The following is a 20,428-nucleotide window of genomic DNA, read 5'->3' on the forward strand; positions in this document are numbered from 1 at the left end:
GCATGTGGTGCATAATTGACTAAGAGCGCTCTTCTTCTCCGAGCCGTGCCGTGAATCTTCCCAATTCCATCACGATGGGCCGCATTTTATGCGTGCCTCTCCTTATCTGGATGCTGTCGCCGCATTTCCCGCTCCAGGGACCACACGGCGAGCAGGAAATCTTCACATCGCTCTTCTTCATCCTGGTTTCGATCTCGGATGGTGTGGACGGCTATCTCGCGCGGCGTCGCGGGCAGATCACCACCATCGGGATGCTGCTCGATCCGCTGGCAGACAAGCTGCTGATTACCGCGGCCTTTATCTGCCTGGTACAGTACTGCCCCAGCATCATGAAGCCATGGATCGCAGTGCTCGTAATAGGCCGTGAGTTCCTGGTGAGTGGACTGCGCAGCATCGCCAGTTCCGAGGGCTTCACGATTGAGGCAAGCGATCTGGGCAAGCTGAAGACAGTGATTCAGATTGTGTCCGTTGTCGCGATCACTCTCGCCCATCGCTGGGATGAATGGCATTTTGGCTGGTTCATCATGCCGGTGCGATCTGTGGCCATCACCGCCGTCTACTTCATGGTGGCAGTTTCCACCATCTCCGCGATTGACTACTTCTGGGCCTTCTGGCGCAAGATTGACCGCGCTACTTCCACCCGCCGCAAGCACGACAACGAATTTGTCCTGAGCCGCAGGAAGAAGAACATTCCGGCTTAGCGGCAGTATTCTTTCTTGTCATTGCCAAAGTAAGAGGTTGTCATCCTGAGCGAAGTGCCAGAGGCGCGTAGTCGAAGGATCTGCTTCCTGCTGTGGTTGCCGCTCGAAATTTTCTTGCAACCCCAAAAAACAGGTTCTTCGCTTCACTCAGGATGACAGCGTCTTTTGGTGCGCCAAGTCCGCGACCATAGCTGCAATATGATGAGCCGCATCGGGATGCGCCAGCTTGCGCGCATTCTCGCTCATCTGCCTTAGTAGTTCTCGATCTTTAAGCACCGCCGTCAGCTTTTCAAGCAGCCTTGCTGGAGTCATCTCCACTTCAATCAACATTTGCGCAGCACCGGCTGAAACCATCACTTCAGCATTCTTGCGCTGGTGATCATCGGCGGCTCCGGGAAATGGAACTAAGAGTGCCGGCTTGCCTGCGGCCATCTCTTCAGCGACGGTGCTGGCACCGCTGCGCGAAAGGATGAGGTCGGCAGCCTCGAAACGCTTTGGCATATCGTCGAGAAAGGCATGCACCTGCCAGCGCGCTGGGTCGGCTCCGCTGGCCGCATAAGCTGTCTGTGTTTCCTCAGCGTGGCGCGCTCCGGCCTGATGCAGGATGGTGAGACCCGGAACCGCATCAAGCAAAGGCGCGACCACCTGCGGCATAGCACGATTGAGGGCGCGCGCACCCTGGCTTCCTCCAAAGATGAGCAGATGCAGCTGCACATCTGCTGGCCGTGGCTGAAGCCGGAAGAACTCCGCGCGCACAGGAATGCCTGTGACCTGAGCATTGCGGAAATATTTCAACGCCGGCTCGAAGTTCACCGCGGCTGCTGAAACATGCTTGCCAACAAGCCGGTTGGCCATTCCCGGAAAAGCATTCGGCTCGACGGCGAGCGTAGGAATGCCTGCAAGAATCGCCGCGACGGTCGCGGGACCAGAGGCATATCCGCCTACGCTGATGACAACGTCAGGACGAAACTGCTTCAGCAGTTTGCGGCAGTGCAGGACACTCGCAGGAAGATCAAACAGAGTACGCAGGCGAGTGGCAAGGCTCACATTGTTCAGCTGGCCGACTTTGATCAGCTCAAGCTGATATCCAGCCTGAGGGACCAGGCGTGACTCCAATCCGCGCGGCGTGCCTACGAAGAGAAGCTCCGGCTGGTACTGCTGCTTCAGTGCATCCGCAATTGCCAGAGCAGGCATGATATGGCCGCCTGTGCCGCCTCCTGCAATCAGAACACGCACGCGCTTAGTCGATCTCCCGCGTAATGTTCAGCAGCACTCCAATCGAAGCGAGCATGATGAAGAGCGATGTTCCGCCATAGGAGATGAACGGCAGCGTAATGCCCTTGGTCGGCACCAGAGCGAGCACGACGCTGATGTTGAAGAATGCCTGAAGAAGAATTGTCGCCGTGATGCCGAAGGCCAGAAAGCGCGCAAACGGGTCTTTCGAGAGAATGGCGGCGCGCATGCCACGGTAGCCAAGAACGATGAAAAGCCCGACAACAATGATCGCGCCAATCAGCCCCAGCTCTTCTGCAACGTTGGCAAAGATGTAGTCGGTGTGCGGCTCCGGTAGGTAGAAGAGTTTCTGCCGGCCTTCCATATAGCCGAGACCATGCAGTCCGCCCGTGCCTACGGCAATGAGCGACTGAATGATGTGGAAGCCCTTGCCCAGCGGATCAGCTTCTGGATTGATGAAGGCAAGCAGGCGGTCGCGGCGCCACTTCACGCGGAAGAGCATGAGGTAAAGCACCGGTATAGAAGCAAGCAGAGCATAGCCGAGATACTTCATCTCCATTCCGGCGAGATAGAGCATGAGTGCAGTGACTCCGGCGCAGACCATCGCCGTGCCAAGGTCGGGCTCTTTCAGAATCAGGACAATGAAGACGAGGCTCGGCAGTGCGGCAGGCAGAACTGTGCCGCGCCAGTCATCGATAGTGCTCATGCGGTTCTGCAGAAACCATGCCAGAAAGAGCACAAGTGCAGGCTTGGCCAGCTCCGATGGCTGAAAGGAGAGGACCCCGGCGCGAATCCATCGGTGAGTGTTGTGCGAGTCGCGCATCAGGAATGCAGCCATTAATAACATCACAGTGACCGCAACTGCGGGGAAGACAATGTTGGGCTTGTTGTATTTACGGTAGTCAATCCGCATCAGCAAGGTCATGCCGGCAAGCCCGACAACGGCATAGACCGCCTGCCGAATGACAAAATAGTAAGGCGAGCCGAAGCGCTCCTTCGCCATGACGGCAGAAGCGCTGAAGACCATCGCCAGTCCGATGACGACGAGGATCAGCGTGGCACAGTAGAGCCACTTATCGACGCCTACGCGTTTTGCCATACACCCTGTCTCGCGTGCACCAGGTCTTTGAAGACCTGCCCGCGATGCTCATAGTTTTCAAACTGGTCAAAGCTCGAACACGCCGGAGCCAGCAGGACAACATCTCCCGGCTGCGCAGCTTCCGCTGCCCTGGTCACGGCGTTGTCCATAGTCTCTGCATGCACGACTGGGACCGCACCATAGATGTGCGCCTCGATTTTCTCCGCCGCGGCGCCAATGGTATAGACAGCTTTCACGCGCTCTTCCAGCAGCGGACGAAGCTGGCGGTAATCGGAATTCTTGTCCTTGCCGCCGAGAATGAGGTGAATGCCTCCGGGGAAGGCAGCAATAGCCTTCGCTGCCGCATCGACGTTCGTTGCCTTGGAGTCGTTGTAGTAATCGACGCCGTTGATGCTGGCGACAAATTCCAGGCGGTGCTCAACGGCCTTGAAGGATTCGACAGCGCTGCGGATGACCTCCGGCGCTACTCCAGCAAGGCGCGCTGCGCAGACCGCGGCGAGCACGTTCTCGATGTTGTGATGGCCTTTAAGCGGAATATCTTCGACCTTGAGTATAAACTCAGGCGCGGCCTGCTCCGTTGCGCGGAAGACCACCGCGCCTTCGTGAATGAAGGCGCCCTGCCGCACGATGCGCTTGGCACTGAACCAGAAAATGCGTGACAACAATTGTGTGGGGGCACGCGCAGCCATGCGTGAAGCAACGTCATCGTCCGCATTCAAAACGAGAGCATCATCCGTAGTCTGATTCGCGAAGATGCGCTCCTTGGCGGCTGCATAATTTTCAAAGGTGCCGTGGCGGTCGAGGTGGTCCGGCGTCACGTTGAGAACGACCGCGATATCAGGGCGGAACTGGAAAGTCGTCTCCAGTTGAAAGCTCGATACTTCGAGCACAGACCAGCCGTCGTCGCGGCTGCCGTCCACTAGAGCGATCACCGGCAGGCCGATGTTGCCGCCAACCTCTACTGGCAGCTTGCCAGCCTTCAGGATTTCACCGCAGAGCGCCGTAGTTGTAGTCTTGCCGTTCGATCCGGTAATGGCCAGAATCTTGCCTTTGAGGAAGCGGGCAGCCAGTTCTACTTCGCCAATAATAGGCAGGCCGAAGGTCTTGACCTGCACCAGCTCAGGCGTATCGAGCGGCACACCCGGGCTGACGACGATCAGGTCCTGGCGGCGAAAGGTGAGCAGGCCATGGCCGCCGGCTTCGACAGCAATTCCCTCTTCCAGCAGCGCGGGAATGTCCTTGCCCAGCTGCTCGGCGCTGCGAATGTCCGACACGGTGACCTGCGCGCCGCGGCGGCGCAGAAAGAGTGCGGCCGCCAGGCCGGACTTGCCCATGCCCACGACCAATACTTTTTTGCCTTTGAACTCCATGCTCTCGATTTTCCGGCCCGACAGGTTATTCTGTCATGCCTGCGGCAAAGTTTAACGAAGCTTCAACGTAGTAAGCGCCAAGAGTGCAAACACCAGGGCACCAATCCAGAAACGGGCAATCACCTTCGACTCCGACCAGCCCAGCAGCTCGAAGTGGTGATGCAGCGGAGCCATCTTGAAGATGCGCTTCTTACGCAGCTTGTAGCTGCCTACTTGTAGGATGACGGAAACCGCTTCGAGCACAAAGATTCCGCCAATGAAAGGCAGCAGCAGCTCCTGCTTGATCGCAACAGCGACCGTGCCGATAGCGCCGCCAAGGGCGAGCGACCCCACATCGCCCATAAACACTTCTGCCGGATGAGCGTTGTACCAGAGAAAGCCGATGCTGGCCCCGACCATCGACCCGCAGAAGATGGACAATTCGCCGACCAGCGGCATGCGCTGCAGTTCAAGATAATCAGCAAATACGACGTGGCCGCTCACATAAGTCAGCACAGTAAGCGCGCCGGCGGCGATGATGGTGCAGCCGATGGCCAGACCGTCCAGGCCATCTGTAAGGTTGACGGCATTGCTCGAAAAGACGATGACCAGCACCGTGAAGATAACGAAAGGGATGAACGCCAGCAGCCCAAAGTGCGGTATATGGCGCAGCGCCTGAATGGCGAACTCGGGCTGGAAGCGCTTAATGAAGGGCACGACGATCTTCGTCGAGTAGAGACCCTTCATCTGCATCACAGCCAGTGCGATGGCAATCGCTGTACTCGCGAGAATCTGGTAGGCCATCTTCGCGCGCGCCGTCAGGCCCAGATTGCGGCGCTTGACTACTTTGATGTAGTCGTCGGCAAAGCCAATCGCACCGAAGGCCAGTGTCGACCCCATGACGAGCCATACAAACGGATTCGAGAGATCGGCCCAGAGCAGCGTAGGCAGCAGAATGGCAATGCAGATGAGGACCCCGCCCATCGTCGGAGTGCCGGCCTTCTTCTGATGGTCCTTGGGACCCTCTTCGCGGATGTACTGGCCGATCTGGAACTCGCGCAGCTTCTCAATCACATAAGGGCCGATGAGAAGCGCGATCAGCAGAGCCGTAAGCGAGGCAAATGCCGTGCGAAACGTCAGATACCGGAAGATGCGGAATGGTCTGAAGTACGGGAAAAGCTTTTGATACAGGAGCCAGTAGAGCAAACTTCCTCCGGCGGAGTTGCGGTTTCTTGGTTCATCTTACAGGCTCATGGCCTGTGAAATTGCTAAAACATCTTTCACCACAGAGGACACGGAGACTCCACCGATAAACTCTATGATCTCTGTGTACGTAGCCCACCGTGAGCGTAGTCGAAGGGTGGTGCAATCTTTTCAATACTCATGACTCCAATCCATCAAGCGCCCGCTCCAGTCGCACACCTCGCGAGGCTTTGAGCAGAACCACATCACCGGAGCGCAAGTTGCGCTGGAGCCATCCCCCAGTAAGCTCAGGGGTTTCGAGGAAAATGGCTTCGGCTCCAGCTTTTCTCGCGCCTTCAACAATATGAGAAGCGTTGCCGCGCACTCCCAGCACCAGGTCGACACCTGCTGAAGCGGCTGCCTCTCCGCAGCTTGTATGCAGAGCTTCGCTCTCGCGACCCAGCTCAAGCATTTCACCGGCAACGAGAATGTGACGCTGTCCTTCGACGGACATGAGCGCATGGATCATGGCCTTCAGCGCTTCAGGGTTGGAGTTGTAGCTGTCGTTGATGATGGTCGCGCCGCGTACAATGATGGTCTGGCCGCGCTTATCTCCGGGAGCCAGCGCGGCAAGCGCGGCAACAGAGTCCGCCAGCGAAATGCCTGCCTCGAGACCAACGGCAATCGCGGCCATGGCATTGGAAGCATTGTGCTGGCCGAGCAGCTGCAGCCTGAGATCCATCTCCTGCTCCCCTGCGCGGACGCGGATGCGCAAGCCTTCCGCACCTAACTCTTCGACCGCCTCTGCACGTGGATCAGAGCAGGGCCCTCTGCCGAAGTAGATGCTCCGGCCGCGGATGTCGCGGCCAAACTGCGAAACGTAAGGATCGTCGCAATTGAGAAAAGCAACGCCATCGGCGGGCAGGCTGGCGATCAGCTCATACTTTGCGCGAGCCACTCCGGCAATGCCGTCAGGGAAATTCTCAGCATGCGCATTACCTACGTTGGTGACCACTCCCCAGTTCGGCGCGGCGATGTGCGCCAGCGCCGCAATCTCCCCGGCATTCGACATGCCCATTTCAATCACGGCGACGTCATGCTGCGGCTCGATGCGAAGCAGTTGCAGCGGCAGGCCGTATCCATTATTGAGATTGCCCTGTGATTTCAGTACCTGAAACTTTGCCGCAAGCACTGAGGCAATGGCTTCCTTCGTGGTGGTCTTGCCTGCGCTCCCGGTCACTCCAATGACTCGCTTGCCCCAGTGGCGGCGCACAGCTGCGGCGAGCGTCTGCAATGCGGTTAAAGGCTCATGGACGATCACCAGCCCATACTGGCGCGCAGACTCCGGCAGTTCGAGCACTTTATTCTTGGAGACCACCGCAGCACATGCGCCGCGCTCGAGCGCTGCAGCAACGAAGTCATGCGCGTCAAAGCGCTCTCCGCGCACGGCAAAGAAGAGGTCTCCCGGCTGCAATGTGCGCGAATCAATCGAGTAGCCGCCGGCCTGCCGCTGCGCCAGATCATGAGCGGATCCATGAAGCGTGCCGCTCGTCCAGCGGGCAACCTGTTCGAGAGAGAGCTTCATCGCTTCGCTCCCTCCAGCGCCTCGATCGCATGCGCAGCCACTTCGGCGTCATCGAATGGGATCACACGGTCACGCAGCGTCTGCGTCTTCTCGTGGCCTTTACCCGCGAGCAGGACAATGTCTCCGGGCTTTGCCGCTTCGATGGCCAGCTGAATGGCCTTCGCGCGGTCCGGTTCGGACACAAAGACCACATCTGTTTCCTTAAGGCCGGGGATCGCGTCGCGCATGATGGCTTCAGGGTCTTCGCTGCGCGGATTGTCAGAGGTCAGAACAACGTAGTCGCTTCCCTCACCCACGGCACGTCCCATCAGCGGACGTTTGGTGCGGTCGCGGTCGCCTCCGCAGCCGAAGAGCGTGATGACGCGACCCTGCTTCGGTTTTACGAACTCCCGCGCCAATGCAATCAGGTTGCGCAGCGCGTCGTCGGTGTGCGCGTAATCGACGACTACGGTAAAAGGCTGGCCTGCATCGACGGTCTGGAAGCGTCCGGGAACATAATCGAGCGATGCCGCTCCCTGGGCGATCTGATCAAGCGTCAGCCCGCGCGCGTATGCCGCAGCCGAAGCCGCAAGCAGGTTATAAACATTGACCCGCCCGGTAAGCTTTGTTCTGATCCCGACCGTTCCCGCAGGAGAGGCCAGCGTAAAGGTCATGCCGGATGCGGCCATGCTTATATCTACGGCGCGAAACTCGCCTGCATTGATTCCATACGAAAAAATCTCCGCGCCCGCATCCCTCGCTTTGGCAATTAATTCTGCACCATAAGAATCTTCGGCATTGATCACGGCCACGCGCGGCACTGCGCCGTTCCCGCCATCGAAGAGCATCGCCTTTGCAGCGAAGTAGGCCTCCATCGTTCCGTGGTAATCAAGATGGTCGCGGGTAAGATTCGTGAAGATGGCCACATCAAAAGGCAGCGACCAGACGCGGCCCTGTTCTAGCGCGTGCGAGGAGACCTCCATCACTGCTTCTGTTGCCCCAGCGCTCACGCCGTCAGCAAAAAGCGCCAGAAGATCACGTGACTCCGGCGTTGTATGCGGCGAGTCGAGAACCTTTCCGGCAATGTGATATTCAATCGTGCCCACGAGCACCGTCTTGCGACCAACGCTGTTCAGCATCGCATCCAGAAGAAACGCCGTTGTCGTTTTTCCGTTGGTTCCCGTAACTCCGCTCACGGCGAGTTTTTTTTCAGGATGCTCAAGGAAGTTCGCAGAAATCACTGCAAGGGCGTGCCTTCCATGCTCGATTTCTGCGGCTGCAATTTGCTGATGCTTCCGGACAATCTCATCGAATGCAGCAGGAGTATCGGTCACAACCGCAGCCGCTCCACGCTCTACAGCAGCGTCGATGTAGCGATTGCCGTCGGTCGCGCCTCCGCGCATGGCGAGAAAGAGCGAGCCGGGCGCAACCCGACGCGAATTGTATTCGACGCCGCGGATTTCGACCTCAGGGCTGGCGCGGCGGACGACGCCTGCTCCCTGCAATACTTCGTCGATATGCATAGAAGACTTGATTGTAGTTTAGCGGGTGAAGCGCACAACAATCTCTGTGCCGGCGGGCACCATGGTACCTGCCGCGGGCGCCTGCTCGCGCGCAATTCCTGAGCCCAGCACCTGCACTCCCAGGCCGGCTTCTCCGGCATGCTCAATCACGTTGCGCACGGGCTGGCCTACCAACGATGGCACAGCCACGCGCTTACCCGCATCGACAGTTACGGAGCCGCCTTTCACTACCGGCGCTGGAGCCGGAGCTGCCGGCGCCTGTGTGGGAGCAGGCTGCGAAGGCGTCTCCTGAACAGGTCTTGGCGGCGCGGTCGGAGGTGTGATGGTTTGCGCCATCGCCGTGGTCGATGAGGCAGCAGCTGTATCAGGAACCGGAGCAGGAGCATCCTTCGCTACCGGAGCAGCCTGTTTTGCCGGCTGCGGCGCGCGCAGCGGATCATCTGCAGGCAGATCGTTCACTTCAGCAAAGAGCGAGTTCAGCGCCTGGTCGTCTCCGGCAGGAACATCATCTTCCTCAACCACTGGAGGCTGGTCTTTCGCGACCAAAGGCTGCGTCTTCAGGTCCTGATCATGAGGCACGCCGAGATATTCCAGAACCTGCTGCCCCAGCTCCTGAAAGACAGGCGCGCTGGCTTCTGCGCCGAAGTGCATGCTGTGATCCGGAGAATCCATCACCACAGCAATCGTGACCGCCGGATTATTCACCGGCGCAAACCCTACAAAAGACGCAACGAACTTTGTCTTCGAATACGTATGCGTCGCGGGATCGATCTTCTGCGCAGTTCCCGTTTTCCCTGCCGCGCTGTATCCATCCAGATGGATGGCGTTATGAGCGGTGCCGATCAGTACTACTTCCTGCATCATCTTGCGCATCTCGGCCGCCGTCATCTCCGAGATCACGCGGTGCGCGCCTTCGGGCAGCTGATCCGGCAAGCTTGTCTCCGGATGAAAAGCCAAAGGCTTGAGCTTAGGATCGCCTTTCACCAGATCAGTACTTTTGACCAGGATGTGCGGCGGCAGATAGACCCCGCCATTGGCAATGGTCGAAATCATGGTAGCGATCTGAATGGGCGTTACAGCGATTTCCTGCCCCATGGGAATGGAGCCGATCGAAGCCGGGTCCCAGCGCTTCACCGGCTTGAGCAGGCCTCGCGTCTCGGCGGGAAGCTCGATGCCCGTGCGCTCGCCAAATCCAAACGCGCGAATGTATTTATAGAGGAGATCAGGGCCCACGCGCTGGCCGACGCGAATCGCACATACATTGCTCGAAACTGCAAGGGCCTTCCATGCCGGAATCAATCCAAAATGGTCGCCGGGAGCATCGTGTATCGTGCGGCCGGCGAAACTCATCAGCCCGCCGCCGCAGTCCACAATGCTCTCCGGCTTAATGAGTTTTTCTTCCAGCGCGGCTGCATAGGTCACCGGCTTGAAGGTCGATCCCGGCTCATAGACATTGCTCACGGCACGGTCGCGCAACAGGTCTGTGGTTGCATGCCGAAAATCATTTGGATTAAACGTAGGCCGGCTGGCGAGCGCGAGTATCTGTCCCGTATGCGGGTCCTGGACAACAATGGTCCCGTTGAGCGCGTGCGTGCGCTCCATGTTGCGATCAAGCGCCTGCTCGGCCATGTATTGAATGTTGGCATCGATGCTCAGGACAAGGTTGTCGCCGGGCATCGGTTCGCGCTCTTCGCTGCCCAATACGTGCCTGCGGGCATCGAGCGCGGTTAACTTCCGCCCCGGAGTACCGTGAAGTTCGTCGTCGAAGTTCTGTTCAAGGCCGCCGAGACCGTTGTCATCGAGGCCGACATAGCCCAATACCTGCGCGGCCAGCTTATTGTCAGGGTAAAAGCGCTTGAACTCCTTCTGGACGTAGACGCCTTTGAGATTGAGCGCTTTCACCTTGTTGATGATCTCGGGATCCTGCTTGCGCGCCACCCACGCGAAAGCATGCGACGCATTAAAGCGCGCCAGAATTTGTTGGGACGAAGTAAAGGAATCGGTCGGATCGGTATGAACGAGTTTTGCCAGTGCCGCAGCCGTGGCCGGCTTCTGGTCGCCAATCTCAGAGGGCACGGCATAGATTGAGTCAGCTAGCACGGTCATGGCCAACTCATGCAGATTGCGGTCGTAGAGAACGCCGCGGCGCGGAGCGACTTCAAACGTGCGCTGCTGCTGCCTAGCCGCACGCTCAACAAAATCATGATGGCAGATGACCTGCAGGAAGACCAGGCGCGCCCCGATCAGCCCTGCCCATACAGCAAAAACGCCCAGCGCATACACCATGCGCTTGCGGCGGATGGGCGTAACGACGCCCAGTTCCGCCGCCTGGGTGTTTTGTGGCGCTGGCTTTTTTCCGGGATGGAATGAGGAATGCATGCGCCCTTCGATAACATCTGAACAATCAGAGAGGGGAATAGAGAGTAGGGAATAGGGATATTTTCTTTAGACTATCCCGCTGACCCGAATGGCTGTTTCCCTTCCCATTCCCTACTTCCCTATTCCCTTGGCTTTTTCTAGCGGACAGGCATGGCGGGCGTCATCTGCGCCAGCACCGGAGCATTTGCATCCACGCTTGCATCCGGACGGACGACCTGCCCCGGACGCGGCGCATCCAGCCCATACTGGTGGGCCATGCGGTCAATGCGGGCCGGATCGGCAAGCTGCGCTTCGGTCAGGCGAAGCTGGCGGTTCTGCTCTTCCAGCTGCTGCACCTGCTGCTTCTCCGTCTCGACGCGATAGCCGTACTCAATCGAAGAGAAGTGCTGCCAGCCATACACCATCACCAGGACAAAGAGCATGGCCATGGCGCAGGCAAAGCTGCGCATCTCGCGCACGCGCTGTGGGTCGGCGGCCTTCACCAGGCGCGAGTTGTCAAAATGTTTTACGAAGAAGACCTCCGGCGTCGGCCCTCTGCGCGCGCGCTGCTGCTGCGCCAGGAGAGACAGGTTCCGCTCGGCGGCCAACGCCTCAAGGCTCTTGCGCCCGCCCGTGACTACTGCATGTGTTGCTGCGATTACCTGTGTCGCCATCGTTGTCTCCGTCAAAACTGCTTTGTAAGGGAGGTAGGCAAGTAGGGAATAGGAAATTCAATTTGCCTATTCTCTATCTCCCTACTTCCCTATTCCCTATCTCCTGCTTCCCTGCCTCTCCTCCAAACGACCGGGCCAAGGCCGCTATTTCTGAGGAGGGACTTATGGAATGTCGTCTTACTTTCGCCTTTTACTACGGTGGGACGACCCCGGCCCGATCTTCCTTAGGGCTCAGATCACAGGTCTCAGGGCTCAATGTTTGTTCCTGTGCCCTGCGCCCTGAGCGCTGTGCCCTTTCTTCTCCGCCGCTCTCAGCTTCGCGCTGCGCGCCCGCAGATTGCGATCCGTTTCCTCCGCTTCCGCCGTCGCCGGCTTTCGCGTCAGCACTTCGTAAATTCCCTGCCGCGCGCCCTCGCGCAGCGCATCTTTCACCCGCCGGTCTTCGAGAGAGTGGAAGCTGATTGCCACCAGCCTTCCGCCCGGCTTCAGCAACCGGGGCGCTACAGTAAGCAGCGCGTCTATCTCCTCGAGCTCGGCATTTACGTAAATTCGGAGAGCCTGAAAGGTCCGTGTCGCCGGATGAATCCTGTCTGATTTCATCGCCGGGGCCGCGGCCGATACGATTCTGGCAAGTTGCGCCGTCGTCGTAACCGGCCGGGCCCTGACAATGGCTCTGGCGATTCTCCGCGACCTCCTTTCCTCTCCGAATTCGTAAATCAGATCAGCAAGCTCTTTTTCGCTGATCTGGTTTACCACCTGTTCGGCGGTCATCCCCTCGCGCGTATTCATGCGCATATCAAGGGGGCCTTCCGCCTGAAAACTAAATCCTCTGTGCGCCTCGTCGAACTGCATCGAGCTGACGCCGAAATCCGCCAGCAGGCCGTCAAGGCTCTCCGGCTCGACGAAGCTTGCTGCTTCAGAAAACGCAACGTCGTGCAGGATGACCTGCGGCATCGCCGGCCCCAGCGTCTCGCGCAATTGATCGAGCCGCTCGCGGGCTATCGCCATTGCTTCCGGATCGCGGTCAAACGCGATCAGCGTGCCGCGCGGCCCAATCTGCCGCGCAATGGCTGTCGAATGCCCTGCCAGTCCCAGCGTGGCGTCACAGTATGTTCCGCCAGGCCGCACATTCAGGTATCGGATCGCTTCTTTTAAAAGAACCGGCACATGCCGTTCACGCTCAGTCATGTGCTCCCCCTTGGGGGTTCATTTACAACCCAAAACTTGCCAGCGACTGCTCATCTTCCGGCGTCAGCGGGTTCTCCTGCATGTTCTTCTCGAACGCCTCGCGGTTCGCTACTTCGAGATACGTCTGCATGCCGAACACCACCACGTCGCCATCCACCTTCGCCGACTGCCGCAGAATCTGCGGAATCAGCACCCGGCCCTGGGCATCGATCTCTGCCATCTGGCCGTAATAATTAATCCGGTCAAGCAGCTTCTTCTTTGCCGGATTGAAATTAGGAATCGCAGCCAGCTTCTGCTCGATCTTTTCCCATTCCTCGAGCGGATGAATCTCGGCCACTCTGCCATCCTTGCTGGTGATGTAGAACTGGTTGCCGTAGCTCTCTTCAATCCGGCGCTTGAACTCGGCCGGGAGCTTGAGCCTCCCTTTCTCATCAACCCGTGCTGGATGGTTTCCCCGAAACATTGCTTCACTGCCTGTTTGCCTTCATTGCCTTTATCGGCGGAAGGCGTAGAATTTCGATCATCAAGGACGAAATCCATATGTTTTGGACCATTCTTGACCACTTTGATCCACTCACATCGTAACCCAGTAGATGCGGTGCTCAAAGCCTGATTTGCCGTGGAGATTTGTGAATTTCCGGAAGCGGAAATGACTGTGTCAGTTAGGGATAAAGAAAGCCCAATTAGTCTGGTTACTTATCTTAATCAAACACAAGATATAGTGTTTATCGATTTGAGTCCCTCAGATCGTTCCCTACTTGCCAGATTTCCCGACTCAATATAGAACATTTTCGCCTTACATTCTCTTTTTCATGCAGGGTTGTTCGCCTTTTTGCGTCTCTCGCGCAACCGCCACTGCACGTAAAACACAAGATACAACACAACAAGAAGGTTCACTAAAGTGAGCACAGCCTTGAGCCAAGTGGGGTGGCGCAGGATCTCAAAGAACTCCCATGGAAGGAAGGATGCAGTCAGAATGAGCGTGAGAAATTCGGCCCAGGTCTTTTCCATAACAAGCCCGGTGCCCTCAATAAAATCCAGCGCTGCATAGCAGAAGATGGCGATGGTGATCTGCCGCATCCTGTGTTCATCAATCAGAGCTGCCTTGTCGAGAATCAGGTTCACGAAGCGGCTCTCCGGATCGAAGTGCATGTTGATGAGCCATCCCATCAGCACATCCACAACATCGCGATGAATCAGCTTGAAAACACCGATGCCCAGCAGCACGAAGAGCGTGCCCTTAAAGAGCTTGAAGACGCCAATGGCAAGAAGTCCCCTGTCGTGCCGCTTGCTGGTTTGCTGCTCCTGTACTTTCTGGACTGCCAATCAGAGCTCCCTTTTTCCAATGATACGTCGGTGAGAGAGTTGCGGTTCAAAGGGAGACAGCCTAGTTGGAAATGAATGGATTTACGACGGTAATACCAAAATATTGCTGCCCGGCATTCATGTCTTCGGACAAAATGCGTTGGCAGCCCGCTCGTTCAGCGGCAGCAATAATCATGCCGTCGTAAAAATGTACGTCATATGTAACGTGGGCTTCTACGGCGCGCTGGATGATGCCTGCATCAGGAACAATCGATTTAATCGGCTCTAAGGAGTGCAACAAATCCATGACTTCGTCCGGTTTTAGCTTATGAGACGTTTTGTGAAGAAAAGTGACCGCGAATTCTGCCAGCACCTGTATGGAAATAACCATTTCTCCTATTAACGCTCGACGCAAGATATCTTGGGCTGTACGTTGCTTCCTCGGGTCGTCGGCATCATAGGCATAAACAAGCACATTCGTGTCAAGAAAATCAGCTGCGGTCATAAAGATCTTCACGCTTCCATGTCCGCTTCCCAATTTTGAAACTGTACTTTTTGAAGCTCCGTTCTAGAGCCTCGCGCTCACGGCGCTTGCGTCCGGAAGCCGCATCTTCCTCAGCAACTTTCTGAAGATACTCGCGAACCATACCAGTGAGAGTAGTGTCCCGCTCTACTGCGATCTTACGGACTTCCCTAACTAGCTTCTCGTCAAGTGAAAGCGTGATATTCATATACCCATAATAAGGGTCATCATACATCGAAGGCAATTGGAGCGTTAGCGGGCTACCACTCGAGCATGCGGTTGGTGCTTCAGATATGGAGCAAGCTTTTCAAGCGCCGCTTCTACGCTGATGCCATAGCGGGCGCGCAGTTGCTCAACTTTTCCATGTTCGACGAAGCGGTCAGGCCAGCCAATGCGCACCACCGGCACCTGCAGTTGCATTTCACTCAAGGCTTCTATCACTGCGCTGCCGAATCCACCCATCAGCACATGGTCTTCAAAGGTAACGATCACGCCTACACGCCGTGCCAGCGCTGCCAGCATCTCGCGGTCAAGCGGTTTGGTGAAGCGCGGATTGACCACCGCAGCCGAATATCCCTGCTTGTCCAGCCTGCAGGCAAGTTCCTCTGCCATGGGCAGCAGGGCGCCGAGACCGAAGATCGCCACGTCATCGCCGTCTGAGATCAGCTCCGCTTTGCCGATGGGGATCGCCACCGGACGCTTCTTGAGCGGCTTTCCCGGTCCCGTGCCGCGCGGATAGCGCACCGCAGCCGGCCCCTTGTGCAGCATCGCGGTGTAGAGCATGTCGGCCAGTTCGTCTTCATCCTTCGGAACCATGTGGACGATGTTCGGAATGCCGCGCATGTAGCTGATGTCGAAAAGACCGTGGTGCGTCGCGCCGTCATCGCCGCTTAAGCCGCCGCGGTCCATGCAGAAGACCACAGGCAGGTTTTGCAGGCAGACGTCGTGCACGATAGGATCGAAGGCCCGCTGCAGGAACGTTGAATAGATTGCGCAGAAAGGCTTATAGCCCTGCGTCGCCATGCCTGCGGCAAAGATCACCGCATGCTCTTCCGCGATGCCTACGTCGAAGTACTTCTTCGGATGATGCGGGCGGAAGAGATCGAGCGCCGTTCCATTAGGCATCGCAGCGGTAATGGCGACTAGCTTGTCATTTTCATTCGCGAGCTTGACCAGCGTGTTCGCGAAGACCTCGGAGTATGTTGACTGCCCGGCTGGCTTCGTATCGCCTGTTTCCGGATCGTACGGCCCCAGGCCATGGAACTTCTTCTGCTTATCGAGAGCAGGTTGAAAGCCGCGTCCCTTCTGGGTAATCGCATGCAGCAGCACCGGACGGTCCTGCGTCTTGAGAAACTGAAGAGTCTCGATCAGCAGACCGATATTGTGTCCGTCGAGGGGTCCGTAGTACGTCAACCCGAATTCCTCGAAGAGCACCGAAGGCCACAACAGACCCTTCGCTGCTTCCTCGGCGCGCCTCACCACATGCACCGCAGTCTTGCCTGTCTTGCCGCCGAAGCGTTCGAGCAGACGGGCTGCGCTGTCGTGCAGATGATTCAGATGTTCGTTGGTGACGATCTTGTGCAGATAGCGCGCAATGGCGCCGACATTGCGGTCAATCGACCATTCGTTATCGTTGAGCACAACGATGAGCCGCTTGGTCTGGTCGGCGATATTGTTCAGAGCTTCGAAAGAGATGCCGTTGGTAAAGGCCGCATCTCCGGCAAGCGCGACGACGTGCTCCTTGCCGCCTGCAAGATCGCGCGCCACCGCCATTCCCAGCGCGGCGGAAAGCGCCGTGCCGGCATGGCCAGCTCCATAGATATCGTGCTCGCTCTCCGTGCGCAGCATGAAGCCGTTCAGGCCGCCCGGCTGCCGGATCGTTCCAAAGCGCTCGCGGCGCCCGGTAAGCAGCTTGTGGATATAAGCCTGGTGACTCACGTCGAAGACAAACTTGTCCTGCGGCGTATCGAAGACGTAGTGCATGGCGAGCGTGAGTTCCACAACCCCGAGATTCGGCCCAAGATGGCCGCCGGTCTTGGAGAGCGTTTGGATCAGGCACTCGCGGATTTCCTGCGCCAGTGACTCAAGCTCGGCTACGGAGAGTTTCTTGATATCGGCCGGCGAGTCTATGGTGTCGAGTAAATGTCCCATTCAGTGATAAAGAGCGTCCACGCTACGAACTCTTCGGGCGCCACCTTCTACCTAATCAAAAAAGACCCTTTAAGGGCCTTTGTCAATACAGAAAAGGTAATCCTCTGAAGTGAAAGTATATCAAGAACGAGGCCTAATCTGTAAGCACTGCAAGTACCTCATCGGATGCGGGTTCTTTGCGGAATTCTCCCTCCCATCGGGCGATGACGGCGGATGCCAGGCAATTTCCCGTGACATTGATCGCCGTCCGGCCCATGTCCATCAGTGCGTCAATGCCGAGAATCAGAAAGATCGGCTCCTCAGGAAGATGAAAGATTGAAGACGTGGCCAGCAGCACCACCAGCACCGCACGCGGCACTCCGGCAACGCCTTTGCTGGTCAGCATCAGCACGGCAAGCATCATCAGCTGCTGCTTCCAGCCCAGATGCATGCCTCCAGCCTGCGCCACAAAAATGGAAGCAATGGCAAGATAAAGCGCCGACCCATCGAGATTGAAGCTGTATCCCGTGGGAATCACAAAAGCAACAATCTTGCGCGGAACACCAAAGGCCTCCATCGCCTCCATGGCGCGCGGCAAGGCAGCTTCTGAAGTGCTGGTAGCAAAGGCGATCGTGGCCGGCTCAGCGACGGCGGAAAGAAATTCGCGCAGCGGCAGGCGGGCAAGCAGTGCGGCAGGCAGCATGGCCACCAGCACAAAAACAAGCAGCGCGACGTAAAGCGTCACCACCAGCTTGGCCAGGTTCGCCATCACACCCAGCCCCGAATGCGCAACGGTGTAGGCTAACGCAGCGCCAACGCCAATCGGCGCATAGTACATCACGAGGTTCGTGAAAGCGAACATGGTCTGCGTCAGCGATTCAGCCACGCGCAGCAGCGGCGCGCGCTGCTCTTCCTTGAGACGCCCGAGCGCCAGGCCGAAGATCAGCGCAAAAACCGCAACCTGCAGCACCTGGCCTTCGGCAATCGACTTCGCCAGGTTTTCCGGAAAGACATGCAGCAGAAATTCCTGCCACGAAAGCGGCGCCGTTTGCACAGGAGCGGCGATATTGACCGCTTCATGCGTTACCGGAACAGCAACGCCGTTGCCCGCTCTTGAAATATTGATGGCCAGAAGCCCGATGACAAGAGCGATGGTCGTCAGCACTTCGAAATAAATCAGCGATTTCAACCCAAGGCGCCCAACCCCGCGCGAGCCGCCATGGCTGGCGATGCCGGTGACCAGCGTCCCCAGAATCAGCGGCGCAACAATGGTCTTGATGAGACGGAGAAAGATATCGCTGAAGACGCGCGACTGAAGCGCAATATGCGGCGCGTCAAGCCCCAGCTCCACTCCCGCAAGCATGCCCCAGACAATCCACACCGTCAGCGATCTGCGGCGAATCGCAAAAAAAGTAAATCCAGCAAGTGTCAGCACCCGCACTGGCAGGACGGCATCACCCCAGGCAGGCCGCGAAGCCTCGACAATCAGAGCGAGAAGATACACACCCGCTGCGGCGATGCCGAGCCAGTTCCAGCCATGGCCTTTTGTATTTGTGCTGCTTTTATCCTTCATGGAAATGGGGCACTAACTACGTCACAGTAGCAGGAAAAACGGCGTAGCATAAAGCCGTGAAGCATTGGTTCGCATTCAGCCTGTTTGCCTTCCTGCCCATCTCTGCGCAGCAGCTGCAGCTTGATCCGCTGGCAAAGCCAGCGCCGACCGCAAACATGTCGAGCGCGCTCACGGACCCGACACTCTCGCCCGGAACAGCTTTCCTCTTCCATCTGGAAGAGCAATTCGCCAAAGACACCGCCAAAGGAGGCGGCAAGTCCTTCGCATCCTGGTTTGCCGACGATGGCGTAACCCTCGGCAACGGAAAAGCCCCGGTACATGGGCGCGCAGCCATCGCGGCACAGGCTACATGGGACCCGAAAGACTACCAGCTCACCTGGACGCCGCAGGGCGGCCAGATGTCGCCCGCAGGTGACATGGGCTTTACCTGGGGACACTACGAAGGCCGCGCCAAAGACAAGAACGGCAACGCTATCGCCACCACTACAGGCCGCTACATGACCATCTGGAAAAAGCAGTCTGACGGCTCATGGAAAGTTGCGCTCGACTCCAGCAGCGACGAGCCTCCTGAGGCCGGCGATTGCTGCAAAGTGCCCTAGAGGCGAGCGCAATTTGAAATCACTACTTCGATGACAACGTCTTTGTGCCCTCCTTCAACACTGCGACCTCACGCTCCAATGCAGCAGCAACGCGCGCAATCTGCTCATCGGCTTCCTTCCATTTCTTCTGCTCGATGGCCTCACGCACGCCGGGAATCGTCTTCACGCCGTAGCCTGTATAAAATCCCGGAGCATAAATAAGGTGCTCGAACCAGGGACGGTTCGGTAATCCCCGGGAATCGGTCAGGTCGCGCTCGGTCTGCATGAGTTCCGTATTCAGGCTCGCCGGAGCGACGCCTCCAGCCGCAGTAAAGGCCTTGTCGAACTCCTGGGCTGCATTGGTAAGATCATCGGACGCCTGTTCCAGCGGAGCGAAGTTGAGATAGGGCGGGACCTCTTCGACCGAAGGCGGCACCATGTGCTTCTTCGGATCGTAGAGTGCCTTATACACATCCTCGTTGATTTCCTTGTTGCGCTCTTTCACCTCTTCGCGCTGAGTGTCAGCCAGCGTCTTGAGTTGCGTGAGATAGAGATGAATCGTGTCGGCAAAATCCGTGAACTGGAATGGCAGCAGGTCAGCATCGGCCATGCGCATGATCATCGTGCCCATGGTTTCGGCCAGTGCTCGTCCATAGCTGAAATCGGTATCGGCAAAGTGCGTGTACCAGTAGAAGTCATCGTAGATGGAGTGATACTGGCCTCCCGTATCTTCTCCGCCATAGCCGGCATTCACGCTGGCGATGCCCAGGTGATCGATGAACACGGTATAGTCAGAACCTGATCCAAGAGCAGGAATGCGCAGATCGGCGCGCGACCGTATCTCCGTCCGATCATGCGCTGGAGCACGAGAGATATCGACCAGCCGGACGCGCTTCCACACCGACATCTTCGTCTCCGGGTCCTGAATGTCCTTCGCTACATCGTTCACAAAGTTTTCGAGTGAGTGCGAACCTTCGGCACGGAAGTATCCCCGGCCATTGCCGTCGGTATTGAAGTAAGCGACGGCGTGCTCCTTCAATTCCGCAGCATGGCTTTCCGCCCACTCGGTGGAACCGAGCAGGGCGGGCTCTTCCCCGTCCCAGAAGCAATAGATGATCGTGCGCTGCGGCTTCCAGCCTGACTTGAGCAGCTCTCCTAAAGCTCGCGCTTCTTCCAGTTCAGGGCTCGCTCCGGAAATAGGATCCTCAGCTCCATTCACCCAGGCGTCATGATGGTTGCCACGAATGACCCACTGGTCAGGATATTTGGCTCCCGGAATGCGAAAAACCACATCATAGAGAGTCTTGCGGTCCCAGTTGAACGCGACGGCCAGGTGCGCCTTCGCGGTGCTGGGGCCGACATGGTAAGTGATAGGCAGGCCGCCGCGCCACGCCTGCGGAACAACATCGCCCCCAAGAGACTTCAGCAGCGGAGTCGCATCGGCATAC

General features: G+C 57.7%; 18 protein-coding genes. 2 read left to right on the forward strand and 16 right to left on the reverse strand.

The features are described from left to right. The first annotated feature begins 50 nt into the window (after window positions 1–50). Window positions 51–701 (forward strand): CDP-diacylglycerol--glycerol-3-phosphate 3-phosphatidyltransferase, encoded by a 651-nt coding sequence (gene pgsA / locus AC5S16_RS06250; RefSeq protein WP_493929171.1) that lies wholly within the window; start codon window positions 51–53, stop codon window positions 699–701. Window positions 702–848: 147 nt separating this feature from the next. Here pgsA and murG read toward each other — a convergent pair whose 3' ends face one another. From murG to AC5S16_RS06325, 15 genes are all read right to left on the reverse strand, one after another. Further along, complete coding sequence (murG, locus tag AC5S16_RS06255) at window positions 849–1,937, reverse strand: undecaprenyldiphospho-muramoylpentapeptide beta-N-acetylglucosaminyltransferase (protein WP_493929172.1); 1,089 nt, start codon at window positions 1,935–1,937, stop codon at window positions 849–851. 4 nt (window positions 1,938–1,941) lie between these two features. After that, complete coding sequence (gene ftsW / locus AC5S16_RS06260) at window positions 1,942–3,033, reverse strand: putative lipid II flippase FtsW (protein WP_493929173.1); 1,092 nt, start codon at window positions 3,031–3,033, stop codon at window positions 1,942–1,944. Beyond that, on the reverse strand, window positions 3,018–4,403 hold the full coding sequence (murD, locus tag AC5S16_RS06265) for a UDP-N-acetylmuramoyl-L-alanine--D-glutamate ligase (protein WP_493929174.1): 1,386 nt from the start codon (window positions 4,401–4,403) through the stop codon (window positions 3,018–3,020). The genes ftsW and murD overlap by 16 nt, the downstream gene beginning before the upstream one ends. A gap of 51 nt (window positions 4,404–4,454) precedes the next feature. Next, window positions 4,455–5,588, reverse strand: a complete 1,134-nt coding sequence (gene mraY, locus AC5S16_RS06270; RefSeq protein ID WP_493929175.1) for a phospho-N-acetylmuramoyl-pentapeptide-transferase — start codon at window positions 5,586–5,588, stop codon at window positions 4,455–4,457. A 175-nt stretch (window positions 5,589–5,763) separates the two neighbouring features. Beyond that, entirely contained in the window at window positions 5,764–7,149 is a 1,386-nt protein-coding gene (locus AC5S16_RS06275) for a UDP-N-acetylmuramoyl-tripeptide--D-alanyl-D-alanine ligase (RefSeq protein ID WP_493929176.1), read from the reverse strand. Then, complete coding sequence (locus tag AC5S16_RS06280; protein WP_493929177.1) at window positions 7,146–8,651, reverse strand: UDP-N-acetylmuramoyl-L-alanyl-D-glutamate--2,6-diaminopimelate ligase; 1,506 nt, start codon at window positions 8,649–8,651, stop codon at window positions 7,146–7,148. The genes AC5S16_RS06275 and AC5S16_RS06280 overlap by 4 nt, the downstream gene beginning before the upstream one ends. Before the next feature lie 18 nt (window positions 8,652–8,669). Next, window positions 8,670–11,030, reverse strand: a complete 2,361-nt coding sequence (locus AC5S16_RS06285; RefSeq protein WP_493929178.1) for a penicillin-binding protein — start codon at window positions 11,028–11,030, stop codon at window positions 8,670–8,672. A gap of 137 nt (window positions 11,031–11,167) precedes the next feature. Continuing rightward, window positions 11,168–11,683 carry a cell division protein FtsL gene (locus AC5S16_RS06290; RefSeq protein ID WP_493929179.1) on the reverse strand — a complete coding sequence of 172 codons (516 nt, stop codon included), beginning with the start codon at window positions 11,681–11,683 and terminating at the stop codon, window positions 11,168–11,170. Between the two features lie 252 nt (window positions 11,684–11,935). Continuing rightward, window positions 11,936–12,871 (reverse strand): 16S rRNA (cytosine(1402)-N(4))-methyltransferase RsmH, encoded by a 936-nt coding sequence (rsmH, locus tag AC5S16_RS06295; RefSeq protein ID WP_493929180.1) that lies wholly within the window; start codon window positions 12,869–12,871, stop codon window positions 11,936–11,938. Between the two features lie 22 nt (window positions 12,872–12,893). Continuing rightward, the gene (locus AC5S16_RS06300) at window positions 12,894–13,334 is read right to left on the reverse strand and encodes a division/cell wall cluster transcriptional repressor MraZ (protein ID WP_493929181.1); all 441 of its coding nucleotides are present in this window, start codon (window positions 13,332–13,334) and stop codon (window positions 12,894–12,896) included. A 347-nt stretch (window positions 13,335–13,681) separates the two neighbouring features. Further along, window positions 13,682–14,197 carry a DUF2127 domain-containing protein gene (locus AC5S16_RS06305; protein WP_493929182.1) on the reverse strand — a complete coding sequence of 172 codons (516 nt, stop codon included), beginning with the start codon at window positions 14,195–14,197 and terminating at the stop codon, window positions 13,682–13,684. A 61-nt stretch (window positions 14,198–14,258) separates the two neighbouring features. Next, entirely contained in the window at window positions 14,259–14,681 is a 423-nt protein-coding gene (locus AC5S16_RS06310; protein ID WP_493929183.1) for a PIN domain-containing protein, read from the reverse strand. After that, on the reverse strand, window positions 14,668–14,934 hold the full coding sequence (locus AC5S16_RS06315) for a DUF6364 family protein (protein WP_493929184.1): 267 nt from the start codon (window positions 14,932–14,934) through the stop codon (window positions 14,668–14,670). Before AC5S16_RS06315 ends, AC5S16_RS06310 begins: the two co-directional genes overlap by 14 nt. Window positions 14,935–14,951: 17 nt before the next feature. After that, a complete protein-coding gene (dxs, locus tag AC5S16_RS06320; protein WP_493929185.1) occupies window positions 14,952–16,850 on the reverse strand; it encodes a 1-deoxy-D-xylulose-5-phosphate synthase in 1,899 nt (632 codons plus the stop codon). Between the two features lie 133 nt (window positions 16,851–16,983). Next, a complete protein-coding gene (locus AC5S16_RS06325; RefSeq protein ID WP_493929186.1) occupies window positions 16,984–18,402 on the reverse strand; it encodes a dicarboxylate/amino acid:cation symporter in 1,419 nt (472 codons plus the stop codon). A 56-nt stretch (window positions 18,403–18,458) separates the two neighbouring features. Here AC5S16_RS06325 and AC5S16_RS06330 point away from each other — a divergent pair, with 56 nt between their 5' ends. Further along, window positions 18,459–19,001: a YybH family protein gene (locus tag AC5S16_RS06330; RefSeq protein WP_493929187.1), complete on the forward strand. Its 543-nt coding sequence runs from the start codon at window positions 18,459–18,461 to the stop codon at window positions 18,999–19,001. A gap of 22 nt (window positions 19,002–19,023) precedes the next feature. Here the strand turns inward: AC5S16_RS06330 and AC5S16_RS06335 are convergent. Continuing rightward, window positions 19,024–20,428, reverse strand: a 1,405-nt coding sequence (locus AC5S16_RS06335; protein WP_493929188.1) for a transferrin receptor-like dimerization domain-containing protein, incomplete at its 5' end; no start/stop codon positions are given.

The sequence above is a fragment of the Acidobacterium sp. FHG110202_01 genome, from assembly GCF_059115305.1.